Origin of the sequence: Pantoea sp. NSTU24, from assembly GCF_050157905.1 — a bacterium.
Classification (GTDB): Bacteria; Pseudomonadota; Gammaproteobacteria; order Enterobacterales; family Enterobacteriaceae; genus Pantoea.
Genome location: NZ_JBKIWZ010000001.1, coordinates 3,469,746 through 3,482,860, shown reverse-complemented (window position 1 = coordinate 3,482,860; position 13,115 = coordinate 3,469,746). Strand labels below are relative to the sequence as shown.

Annotated in this window: 6 protein-coding genes; 3 read left to right on the top strand and 3 right to left on the bottom strand. The window is 55.7% G+C overall.

The annotated features are described in order from the left end of the window. Positions 1-33: 33 nt before the first annotated feature. Positions 34-1,956 (top strand): phosphomethylpyrimidine synthase ThiC, encoded by a 1,923-nt coding sequence (gene thiC, locus ACLHDD_RS16540; protein ID WP_427104923.1) that lies wholly within the window; start codon positions 34-36, stop codon positions 1,954-1,956. Positions 1,957-1,958: 2 nt separating this feature from the next. Beyond that, entirely contained in the window at positions 1,959-2,585 is a 627-nt protein-coding gene (thiE, locus tag ACLHDD_RS16535; RefSeq protein ID WP_427104922.1) for a thiamine phosphate synthase, read from the top strand. A gap of 189 nt (positions 2,586-2,774) precedes the next feature. Here the strand turns inward: thiE and ACLHDD_RS16530 are convergent, their stop codons facing one another. Further along, a complete protein-coding gene (locus ACLHDD_RS16530) occupies positions 2,775-4,232 on the bottom strand; it encodes a PLP-dependent aminotransferase family protein (protein WP_427104921.1) in 1,458 nt (485 codons plus the stop codon). 171 nt (positions 4,233-4,403) lie between these two features. Here ACLHDD_RS16530 and ACLHDD_RS16525 point away from each other — a divergent pair, with 171 nt between their 5' ends. Then, on the top strand, positions 4,404-4,586 hold the full coding sequence (locus ACLHDD_RS16525) for a DUF1127 domain-containing protein (RefSeq protein WP_427104920.1): 183 nt from the start codon (positions 4,404-4,406) through the stop codon (positions 4,584-4,586). Positions 4,587-4,640: 54 nt separating this feature from the next. On the opposite strand, the gene rpoC is transcribed toward ACLHDD_RS16525, so the two are convergent. Beyond that, positions 4,641-8,864 (bottom strand): DNA-directed RNA polymerase subunit beta', encoded by a 4,224-nt coding sequence (rpoC, locus tag ACLHDD_RS16520; protein WP_128085723.1) that lies wholly within the window; start codon positions 8,862-8,864, stop codon positions 4,641-4,643. Positions 8,865-8,993: 129 nt separating this feature from the next. Beyond that, positions 8,994-13,022, bottom strand: coding sequence for a DNA-directed RNA polymerase subunit beta (rpoB, locus tag ACLHDD_RS16515; protein WP_313656388.1), 4,029 nt, complete (start codon positions 13,020-13,022; stop codon positions 8,994-8,996). Between the last annotated feature and the right edge of the window lie 93 nt (positions 13,023-13,115).

Genomic DNA, 13,115 nt, shown 5'->3' with positions numbered 1-13,115 from the left:
CAAGCATCATTTCCCTTTAACAGGAAGATTGCTATGTCTGATCCTAAAATGACCCGTCGTGAACAACGTGCCCAGGCGCAGGAATTTATCCATTCCCTGCGGGGTGGCAGTGCGTTTCCCCGCTCCCGCCGTATCTGGATAACCGGCAGCCGGGAAGATATTCGCGTTCCGATGCGGGAAATCGCGCTGACGCCGACCCATACCGGCGGCAGCAAAGAAGCGCCACTCTATGAGCAGAATGAAGCCGTACCGGTTTATGACACGGCAGGGCCGTATGGCGATTCCGCCGCACAGATTGACGTGCATCGTGGCCTGGCGAAGCTGCGCGCTGGCTGGATTACTGAACGCGATGACAGTGAACCGCTGAGTCAGAACAGCTCCGGCTATACTCAGCAGCGGCTCGCTGATGAGGGGCTGGACCACCTGCGCTTCGACCAGTTGCCAACGCCGCGACGCGCCCGTGCAGGCCGCCGCGTCACGCAACTGCACTACGCCCGCCGGGGAATCGTCACCCCGGAGATGGAGTTCATCGCCCTGCGGGAAAATATGGGCCGGGATCGCATCCGCGGAGAAGTGCTGCGACAGCAGCATCCGGGCCACAGTTTTGGCGCGCACCTGCCCGCGGCTATCACGCCCGAATTTGTGCGTCAGGAGGTGGCGGCCGGTCGCGCCATTATCCCGGCCAATATCAACCATCCTGAATCGGAACCGATGATCATCGGCCGTAACTTTCTGGTTAAGGTCAACGCCAACATCGGTAATTCCGCCGTGACCTCTTCCATCGAGGAAGAAGTAGAGAAGCTGGTCTGGTCCACCCGCTGGGGGGCCGATACGGTGATGGATCTCTCTACCGGCCGCTATATCCATGAAACGCGCGAATGGATCCTGCGCAACAGCCCGGTGCCCATCGGTACTGTCCCGATTTATCAGGCGCTGGAAAAAGTGAATGGCGTGGCTGAATCACTGAACTGGGCAATCTTCCGGGACACGCTGCTTGAACAGGCGGAACAGGGCGTGGATTACTTCACCATCCATGCGGGCGTTTTGCTGCGCTATGTGCCGATGACGGCAAAGCGGCTGACTGGCATCGTGTCACGCGGCGGATCGATCATGGCGAAATGGTGTCTGTCGCACCATCAGGAGAACTTCCTCTATCAGCATTTCCGGGAAATCTGTGAAATCTGTGCCGCTTATGACGTCTCCCTGTCGCTGGGTGACGGTTTACGTCCGGGTTCAATTCAGGATGCCAATGACGAGGCGCAGTTTGCCGAGCTGCGCACCCTGGGCGAGCTGACCCGCATCGCCTGGGAATATGACGTTCAGGTGATGATTGAAGGACCGGGCCATGTGCCGATGCACATGATCCGCCGCAACATGACTGAACAGCTCGACCTGTGCGATGAAGCCCCCTTCTACACGCTAGGCCCGCTGACCACCGATATCGCGCCCGGCTATGACCATTTCACCTCCGGAATCGGCGCCGCCATGATTGGCTGGTTTGGCTGCGCCATGCTCTGTTACGTCACTCCCAAAGAGCATCTGGGCCTGCCGAACAAGGAGGATGTGAAACAGGGATTGATCACCTATAAAATCGCAGCCCATGCCGCCGATCTGGCGAAAGGGCATCCGGGCGCTCAGATCCGTGATAACGCCATGTCCAAAGCGCGCTTTGAGTTCCGCTGGGAAGACCAGTTCAATCTGGCTCTCGATCCTCAGACCGCCCGGGCGATGCATGATGAAACCCTGCCACAGGAGTCAGGCAAGGTAGCGCACTTCTGCTCGATGTGTGGCCCGAAGTTCTGCTCGATGAAAATTTCCCAGGAGGTGCGCGCATTCGCCGCCCGTCAGGATGCACGCGCCGAGCCTGTCGACGTCGGCATGGCGCAGATGTCAGACCGTTTTCGCCGCCACGGCGGTGAACGCTATCACCCCACCGATGCCCTGAAGGAGGATTAACGATGCCTGCATTTCCTGCTACCGCCCCGCGCCTGGGGCTCTATCCGGTGGTTGACAGCCCCGACTGGATCGCACGCCTGCTGGAGGCGGGCGTCCGCACCATCCAGCTGCGTATAAAAGACCAGCCCGATGCTATCGCTGAGCCCGCCATTGCGCAGGCAATTGCGCTGGGTAAACGCTACGATGCACGCCTGTTTATCAACGATTACTGGGCGCTGGCGATAAAGCATCAGGCCTATGGCGTCCATCTGGGTCAGGAGGATCTGGATGTCGCCGATCTTACGCGCATTCAACAGGCGGGCCTGCGGCTGGGGATCTCGACCCATGATGATGCTGAACTGGATCGTGCTCTGGCGATCCAGCCCTCTTACATCGCGCTGGGCCATGTTTTTCCGACGCAGACCAAAGCGATGCCGTCTGCGCCGCAGGGCATTGCGCAGCTGAAACAGCATCTGGCCCGCCTGACCGACACCCCTGCCGTGGCGATTGGCGGGATCTCGATAGCCCGAGCGCCCGAGGTGCTGGCCACCGGCGTGGGCAGCATTGCGGTGGTAAGCGCGATTACCCATGCGGAGGACTGGCGTGCCGCTACCGCGACGCTGCTGGCGCTGGCGGAAGGTGATGAATAGGCATTTATGGAATCTGTCCTGCAGCGCGACGGCAAAACGGGTAACCCCTGTATGTCTGGCGGGAAACCTGCCGCAGAAGCGACTATTGTCGCTGGCGCATTGTGGTGCAGGATCTTAACGTAGCTGCCGTCAGGTTAAGGTTATCTGACCAGGGCCGGTCCCCTCCTCTTGCCGGCCCTGCTTCTCTGTTCACGATGTCAGCGCGGAGGCAGGGCCTGGCGTCTCATGCTGGCAGGCGATCATCGCGCGCTCAACGGCCGCCCCCACCTGCGCCAGTGCCTGTTCAGTCTGTTCAGTAATGGGCAGGCCGTAGTTCAGACGCAGGCAGTTACGGTATTTACCTGACGCGGAAAACAGTGAACCTACGGCGATCTGTATTTTCGACTGGCGCAGTTCACGGTTGAGCCGGACCGCATCGAAGGCGTCCGGAAGTTCAATCCACATCAGAAAGCCGCCCTGAGGACGCGACACGCAGATCCCGCAGGGAAAATAGTGTCTTACCCAGCAGCCGAAGCGTTCATAGTTGCGCTGATAGAGCTGCCGCATCCGGCGCAGATGCGGCTGATAATGTCCCTGACGGATAAATTCGGAAACCGCATGCTGAGGCTGCGTAGCGGTGGAACCGGTGACAATATATTTCATGTGCAGCACGCGATCGCGATAGCGGCCGGGTACCACCCAGCCTACACGCAGACCCGGTGCCAGTGTTTTTGAAAAGGAGCTGCACAGCAGAACCCGGCCATCCAGATCAAATGCTTTGATCGCAGGTGGACGCGGATAGTCCCAGGCTAACTCACCATAAACATCGTCTTCGATAATTGCGGCATCGAACCGTTGCGCCAGTGCCAGCAACGCCCGTTTACGCGACTCCGGCATGATAAAACCCAGCGGATTATTACAGTTCGGCACGACCACAACGGCTTTGATCGGCCATTGATCAAAGGCCAGTTCCAGCGCCTCCAGACTGATGCCCGTCGCTGCATCGGTCGGGATCTCGATGGCGCGAATGCCAAAGCCACGCAGCGTCTGCATGATGCCGTGAAACGAAGGTGACTCAACGGCAATAATGTCACCCGGCTCGCAGACTGCCCGGACGGCGACGGATAGCGCCTCGTGGCAGCCGGTGGTGATCACAATGTCATCGGCCGTAAGCTGGCAGCCGCTATCGACCGCCAGCCGGGCAATCTGTTGGCGCAGCGCAAGTACACCATAAAGGTTGTCATAGTTGAGCAGCGCGGTTTCCTGCTTCTGTGCCTGGCGACTGAACGCTTTCCAGAGCGGCTTGAGCGTCGGCTGCGTCAGATCGGGCATGCCGCTGCCCAGCTGCAGGACATCCTCTTCCAGACGACCGTTAATCAGCTCCAGCACCGCATCCCACTGCGTGACCTCGACAGGCCGCTGTACGGGGCGCGTCAGCGCCGGAATCGGCGGTGCCGCTTTGCAGGAAGCCACAAAGTAGCCAGAGCGTGACTGTGGTGTAATCATCTGCTTCTCTTCCAGCAGATGATAAGCCTGCTGCACGGTACTGATACTGACGCCATGTTCAGCACTGAGGGTTCGTACCGAAGGCAGGCGTTCACCACTACGGTATAAGCCCTGTTCAATGCGCTGAGCCAGCAGCGAAGCCAGATGTTCATAACGGGTCATTGTATTTCCTTCAGCTCCATTGGTGAGCAGTAACCAGTACAGTTGAGCCCTGTTTTTACCATTCAGATCGCATTTACCGCAATCTGTATGTTAAAAAAAGGTGATTTCTGAATCTGTATCATGCAGGCCGCTTTGCGGAAAATAGCCTCTCACATCACTGAGGGCACTATCATGGGATACGATGAGAATCGCGCAGCTAAACCGTTCGCCGGCACGCCTTACCACCTGGTGCGTTTTCTGTGGCGCTGTTTTAAACGCTGGCAGCTGCGGCGGGAAACCGCTGCCATTCTGTCGAAGCTGAGTGACCAGCAGCTCAGGGATATTGGCATCCGCCGCAATGAGTGGAAGGCCTGAAAAAAGCGAAAAAAAACCCTGCCGGAGCAGGGTTTTTTATCAGACAAAGGACGATTAATCGTCTTTGTTGCCGCCGAGACCGGCGTTCAGCAGTTCAGCCAGGCTGGCTGATGCTTCATCCGCAGTCACCTGCGGTACAACTGGCACTTCGCCTGCCGCTCTGCGACGCATACGATCCTGATGGTACGCATAACCGGTACCGGCCGGGATCAGACGACCCACGATCACGTTCTCTTTCAGGCCGCGCAGTTCGTCGCGCTTGCCTGCTACTGCGGCTTCGGTCAGGACACGGGTCGTTTCCTGGAACGATGCGGCAGAGATGAACGATTCGGTAGCGAGTGACGCTTTGGTAATACCCAGCAGATCACGCACGTAGGTTGCGCCCACTTTTCCGTTCGCTTCCAGATCACGGTTAGAGATCTTGATGCGAGAGTACTCAGCCTGCTCACCTTCCAGGAAGTCTGCACCGCCTGCGCTCACGATGGTTGCTTTACGCAGCATCTGACGAACGATGACTTCGATGTGCTTATCGTTAATCTTAACGCCCTGCAGGCGGTAAACTTCCTGCACTTCGTTAGTGATGTAACGGGTCACCGCATGCACGCCACGCAGACGCAGGATGTCATGTGGAGACTCAGGACCATCGGAAACCACGTCACCGCGCTCAACACGTTCACCTTCGAACACGTTCAGCTGACGCCATTTCGGAATCATCTCTTCGTATGGCTCGCTTCCATCCAGCGGCGTGATCACCAGACGACGTTTACCTTTGGTCTCTTTACCGAAGGAGATGATGCCGCTGATCTCCGCCAGAATAGCTGGCTCTTTCGGACGACGCGCTTCGAACAGGTCAGCAACGCGTGGCAGACCACCGGTAATATCTTTGGTACCGCCAGATTCCTGCGGCACACGCGCCAGGGTATCACCGGCACTGATTTTCACGCCATCTTCCAGCTGAACAATCGCTTTACCTGGCAGGAAGTACTGAGCCGGCATGTCGGTGCCCGGGATCAGAACATCGTTGCCGCTGGCATCAACAATTTTCAGCGCAGGACGCAGATCTTTACCGCCTGACGTACGCTCAGCACTGTCCAGAACCACCAGCGAAGAAAGACCGGTTAAGTCATCTGTCTGACGGGTAATGGTCTGGCCATCGATCATGTCCGTGAAGCGAATGAAACCGCCCACTTCGGTGATAACTGGCATGGTATGCGGATCCCAGTTTGCAACGGTCTCGCCCGCAGCAACCTGCTCACCATCACCTTTCGCCATGGTAGAACCGTAAGGAACTTTATAGCTCTCTTTGGTACGACCAAATTCATCGATCATTTTCAGTTCGACGTTACGCGAGGTGATCACCAGCTTACCGGCCGAGTTCGTTACCGACTTGGCGTTGGTCAGCTTGATGGTACCTTTGTTCTTCACCTGAATGCTGGATTCAGCAGCCGCACGCGATGCCGCACCACCGATGTGGAACGTACGCATCGTCAGCTGTGTACCCGGCTCACCGATGGACTGTGCCGCGATAACACCGATCGCTTCACCTTTGTTGATGATGTGACCACGTGCCAGGTCGCGACCGTAGCAATGCGCACACACACCAAAGTCGGTTTCACAACCTACAACAGAGCGGACTTTCAGGCTGTCGACAGAGTTCAGTTCCAGCACGTCACACCAGTGCTCATCGAGCAGCGTGTTGCGTGGGACCAGAATGTCCGCAGTACCTGGCTTCAGAACGTCTTCAGCGGTCACACGACCCAGTACACGTTCACGCAGCGGCTCTTTTACGTCGCCACCTTCGATGACTGGCGTCATCATGATGCCTTCGTGTGTACCACAGTCATCTTCAGTGACAACCAGGTCCTGAGCAACGTCAACCAGACGACGCGTCAGATAACCGGAGTTTGCTGTTTTCAGTGCGGTATCCGCAAGACCTTTACGCGCACCGTGGGTTGAGATGAAGTACTGCAGTACGTTCAGCCCTTCACGGAAGTTCGCCGTAATAGGTGTTTCAATGATCGAGCCATCCGGCTTCGCCATCAGACCACGCATACCGGCCAGCTGACGAATCTGTGCAGCAGAACCACGCGCACCGGAGTCGGCCATCATAAAGATGCTGTTAAAGGAAACCTGTTTCTCTTCTTCGCCGTCACGGTTAATCACGGTTTCGGTTGAGAGGTTTTCCATCATCGCCTTGGCAACACGTTCGTTGGCCGCGGCCCAGATATCGATGACTTTGTTGTAACGTTCGCCAGCGGTAACCAGACCAGACTGGAACTGCTCCTGGATCTCAGCCACTTCCGCTTCCGCTTCGGTGATGATTTCCACTTTCTTCTCTGGAATCACCATGTCGTCGATGCCGACTGACGCGCCTGAACGGGCAGCGTAGGCGAAACCGGTGTACATGGTCTGGTCAGCAAAGATAACGGTCGGCTTCAGGCCCAGAATACGGTAACAGGTGTTCAGCATTTTGGAGATAGCTTTCTTACCCAGCGCCTGGTTAACGATGGAGTAAGGCAGACCTTTTGGCACGATCATCCACAGGATGGCGCGACCGATAGTCGTGTCGATCAGGCTGGTTTTGGCTACCCACTCATCCTGCTCATTTTTCTCGTGTTCGGTGATACGCACCTTCACGCGAGCATGCAGAGACGCGAGGCCGGCGCGATAAATACGCTCAGCTTCTTTCGGGCCAGTCAGCACCATGCCTTCGCCTTTGGCGTTAACACAGTCACGGGTCATGTAGTACAGACCCAGTACAACGTCCTGAGAAGGAACGATGATTGGCTCGCCGTTCGCAGGTGACAGGATGTTGTTAGTCGACATCATCAGCGCACGCGCTTCCAGCTGAGCTTCCAGCGTCAGCGGTACGTGGACAGCCATCTGGTCACCATCGAAGTCGGCGTTATAAGCCGCACAAACCAGCGGGTGAAGCTGGATCGCTTTACCTTCGATCAGAACCGGTTCAAAAGCCTGAATACCCAGACGGTGCAGCGTAGGCGCACGGTTCAGCAGAACCGGGTGCTCACGGATCACTTCGTCGAGGATATCCCAGACAACCGCTTCTTCGCGCTCAACCATTTTCTTCGCGGCTTTGATGGTGGTGGCCAGGCCACGCAGTTCCAGCTTGCCGTAAATGAACGGTTTGAACAGCTCGAGTGCCATTTTCTTCGGCAGACCGCACTGATGCAGACGCAGATATGGACCAACGGTGATAACCGAACGACCAGAGTAGTCGACACGTTTACCCAGCAGGTTCTGACGGAAACGACCCTGCTTACCTTTGATCATGTCTGCCAGCGATTTCAGCGGACGCTTGTTGGAACCGGTGATCGCACGACCGCGACGACCGTTATCCAGCAGGGCATCTACCGCTTCCTGCAGCATACGCTTTTCGTTGCGCACGATGATGTCTGGCGCAGCCAGATCCAGCAGGCGCTTCAGACGGTTGTTACGGTTGATCACGCGACGATAGAGATCGTTCAGATCCGACGTTGCGAAACGGCCACCATCCAGCGGAACCAGCGGACGCAGATCCGGTGGCAGAACAGGCAGCACGGTCAGGATCATCCACTCTGGCTTGTTACCAGACTGTACGAACGCTTCCAGCAGCTTGATACGCTTGGTCAGTTTTTTACGTTTGGTTTCGGAGTTAGTTTCGTTCAGCTCTTCACGCAGCTGATCGCACTCCTGCTCCAGGTCCATGTTTTTCAACAGGGCCTGGATCGCTTCGGCACCCATTTTGGCGTCGAACTCGTCACCGAACTCTTCCAGTGCGTCAAGGTACTGCTCTTCTGTCAGGATCTGACGCTTCTCGAGGTTGGTCATGCCACCTTCGATGACTACGTAAGATTCAAAGTAGAGCACTCGCTCGATGTCACGCAGCGGCATATCCAGCAGTAAGCCGATACGCGATGGCAGTGACTTCAGGAACCAGATGTGCGCAGTCGGCGACGCCAGTTCGATGTGGCCCATACGCTCACGGCGTACTTTAGTCTGGGTCACTTCAACGCCGCACTTCTCACAAATCACACCACGGTGTTTCAGACGCTTGTACTTACCGCACAGGCACTCATAGTCTTTAACCGGCCCGAAGATACGGGCACAGAACAGACCATCGCGCTCTGGCTTGAAAGTACGGTAGTTAATGGTTTCTGGCTTTTTCACTTCACCAAAAGACCAGGAACGGATCATGTCTGGCGAAGCCAGCGCAATTTTGATCGCATCAAACTCTTCGGTCTTAGTTTGCGCTTTCAGAAACTTAAGTAAGTCTTTCACGGATTAGCTCCCGTCGGAGTGAGACTCAGGGGGCGTCCAATCGAAATTGAACGCCCCGTAACCAGTACAATTGCGAGCGCTTTAAACCCAGCGCTTTCAGGCAACGGCGAACCGCCGCCTGAAATGGGGTTACTCGTCTTCCAGCTCGATGTTGATACCCAGCGAGCGAATCTCTTTCAACAGTACGTTGAAGGATTCCGGCATGCCCGGTTCCATCTGATGGTTGCCGTCAACGATGTTTTTATACATCTTGGTACGGCCGTTGACGTCATCAGACTTAACGGTAAGCATTTCCTGCAGGGTATACGCGGCACCGTAAGCTTCCAGTGCCCATACTTCCATCTCACCAAAGCGCTGACCACCGAACTGCGCTTTACCACCCAGCGGCTGCTGAGTAACCAGGCTGTAAGAACCGGTAGAACGTGCATGCATCTTGTCATCAACCAGGTGGTTCAGTTTCAGCATGTACATGTAGCCAACGGTAACCTGACGTTCGAACTGCTCGCCGGTACGGCCGTCAAACAGGGTAATCTGACCGGAAGAAGGCAGTCCGCCGAGCTGTAACAGCTCTTTGATTTCGCTTTCTTTCGCGCCATCAAACACTGGCGTGGCGATTGGCATACCTTTCTTCAGGTTCTCAGCCAGACGCAGAACTTCGTCATCGGAGAAGGTGTTCAGGTCAACACGCTGACGCAGATCGGTACCCAGGTCATAGGCGCGCTGGATGAATTCGCGCAGTTTCGCGACTTCTTCCTGTTTCTTCAGCATGGCGTTGATCTTCTCGCCAATGCCTTTCGCCGCCATACCCAGGTGGGTTTCCAGAATCTGACCGATGTTCATACGCGATGGTACGCCCAGCGGGTTCAGAACGATGTCTACCGGCGTGCCGTTTTCATCGTAAGGCATATCTTCGATCGGGTTGATCTTGGAGATAACACCTTTGTTACCGTGACGACCCGCCATCTTATCACCCGGCTGAATCTGACGCTTAACGGCCAGATAAACCTTAACGATTTTCAGCACGCCTGGTGCCAGATCATCGCCCTGGGTGATCTTACGACGCTTACCTTCGAGCTTCTTCTCAAACTCGTGCTTCAGTTCGTCGTACTGCTCAGCCAGCTGTTCCAGCTGGTTTTGCTTAGCTTCGTCGTTCAGACCCAGTTCCAGCCAGCGCTCACGCGGCAGCTTGTCCAGTTTGTCTGCTTCAACGCCACCAGAGATCAGGACGTTCTGAATACGGCTGAACAGGCCCGCTTCCAGAATCTGCAGCTCTTCAGACAGGTCTTTCTTCGCCTGCTTCAGCTGCATCTCTTCGATTTCCAGCGCACGTTTGTCTTTTTCCACGCCATCGCGGGTAAAGACCTGAACGTCGATCACGGTGCCTGACACGCCATTCGGTACGCGCAGTGACGAATCTTTCACGTCAGAGGCTTTTTCACCGAAGATCGCGCGCAGCAGTTTCTCTTCTGGCGTCAGCTGGGTTTCACCTTTCGGCGTAACCTTACCAACCAGAATGTCACCACCGGTCACTTCAGCACCGATGTAGACGATGCCTGACTCATCCAGTTTAGAGAGTGCAGCTTCACCCACGTTCGGGATATCAGCGGTGATCTCTTCCGGCCCCAGTTTGGTATCACGCGACACGCAAGCCAGTTCCTGGATGTGGATGGTAGTAAAGCGATCTTCCTGCACCACGCGCTCGGAGACCAGGATGGAGTCTTCGAAGTTGTAACCGTTCCACGGCATGAACGCGACGCGCATGTTCTGACCCAGCGCCAGTTCACCCAGATCGGTGGACGGGCCATCAGCCAGCACATCACCACGTTCAACCGGCTCACCCAGCGAGACACATGGCATCTGGTTGATACAGGTGTTCTGGTTAGAACGGGTGTATTTGGTCAGGTTGTAGATGTCGATACCGGCTTCACCAGCATACATTTCATCTTCATTCACTTTGATCACGATACGTGATGCGTCGACGTACTGTACGGTACCGCCACGTTTGGCCACGGCGGTTACACCGGAGTCAACGGCAACAGCACGTTCCATACCGGTACCTACCAGCGGCTTATCAGCACGCAGAGTCGGAACGGCCTGACGTTGCATGTTCGCACCCATCAGAGCACGGTTGGCGTCATCGTGTTCCAGGAACGGGATCAGGGATGCACCGACAGAAACCACCTGCTGGGTGGAAACGTCCATGTAGTCAACCTGATCGCGGCTGAACAGGCTCGATTCGCCTTTGCTACGGCAGGTGACCAGGTCATCCACAAACGCGCCGTTGTCATCAAGAGGGGCGTTCGCCTGAGCGATAACGTAGTTACCCTCTTCGATAGCAGAGAGGTAGTGAATCTCGTCAGAAACCAGACCATCGATCACACGGCGATACGGGGTTTCAAGGAAACCGTACTCATTGGTCTGCGCGTAGACAGACAAGGAGTTGATCAGACCGATGTTCGGACCTTCAGGAGTCTCGATTGGGCAGACACGACCGTAGTGCGTTGGGTGTACGTCACGCACTTCGAAGCCGGCGCGCTCACGGGTCAGACCGCCCGGGCCGAGAGCAGAAATACGACGTTTGTGCGTAATCTCTGACAGCGGGTTGTTCTGGTCCATGAACTGAGACAGCTGGCTTGAACCAAAGAACTCTTTTACCGCAGCCGAAATCGGCTTGGCATTGATCATGTCCTGTGGCATCAGGGTATCCAGATCGCCCAGTGACAGACGCTCTTTAACCGCACGCTCAACACGTACCAGACCCACACGGAACTGGTTCTCTGCCATTTCGCCGACTGAACGAATACGACGGTTGCCGAGGTGGTCGATATCGTCCACTTCGCCTTTACCGTTACGGATGTCGATCAGCTTCTTCATCACGTCGATGATGTCTTCTTTGCTCAGGATGCCTGAACCTTCGATTTCATCACGCAGTAATGAGCGGTTGAATTTCATGCGGCCGACAGCAGACAGGTCGTAACGATCTTCAGAGAAGAAGAGGTTTTCGAACAGGTTCTCTGCGGCTTCACGCGTTGGCGGCTCACCAGGACGCATCATGCGGTAGATCTCAACCAGGGCGCTCAGGCGATCGCTGGTTGGGTCAACACGCAGGGTCTCGGACATATATGGACCGTGGTCCAGATCGTTGGTGAACAGCGTTTCGATGCGCTTGTGACCGGACTGGCTCAGTTTAGCCAGCAGATCCAGCGACAGCTCCATGTTCGCTGCAACAATCAGCTCACCGGTGCTTTCATCGATGTAATCTTTAGCAACCACTTTGCCCGCGATATATTCAACCGGGACTTCGATGTGCTGAATGCCATCTTTTTCCAGCTGACGAATATGGCGCGCAGTGATGCGGCGACCTTTTTCGACGTAAACGGTGCCGTTTGCTTCGATATCGAAGGTAGCGGTTTCACCGCGCAGGCGCTCTGGCACCAGCTCCATCTGCAGCTTGTTGTCACGGATTTCAAAGACCACTTTCTCAAAGAAGAGATCAAGGATCTGAGGTGTCGTGAACTGTAACGCACGCAGGATGATAGTGGCCGGCAGCTTACGACGACGGTCAATACGGACAAACAGGTTATCTTTCGGGTCGAACTCGAAGTCGAGCCATGAACCGCGGTAAGGGATGATGCGTGCGTTATAAAGCACTTTACCCGAAGAGTGGGTTTTACCCTTATCGCTATCAAAGAACACGCCAGGACTACGGTGCAGCTGAGAAACGATAACGCGCTCGGTACCATTGATAACAAAGGTACCGTTGTCGGTCATGAGCGGAATTTCGCCCATGTAGACTTCTTGTTCTTTAATATCTTTTACGGTGCCTTCTGGCGCTTCGCGCTCATAGATCACCAGACGCAGTTTCACGCGCAGCGGTGCCGAATAGGTCACGCCACGGATCTGACACTCTTTCACGTCAAAGACAGGTTCGCCCAGGCGATAGCTGACATACTGCAACTCAGAGTTGCCGCTGTAGCTCGCAATAGGGAATACAGAGCGGAATGCAGCTTCCAGCCCGTACTGACCTTCTGGATCTTGCTCGATAAACTTCTGGAACGAGTCGAGCTGGATGGAAAGGAGATAAGGTATGTCCAGTACTTGTGGACGTTTACCAAAATCCTTACGAATACGTTTTTTCTCGGTATAGGAGTAAACCATAGGGTTCCTCAGCTAGCTGACAAGTCGACCCACGCTGTCCGTCCTGACAGGACAGTTCATGCAACACGATTTTGTTTGATTCACTGGCTGCGG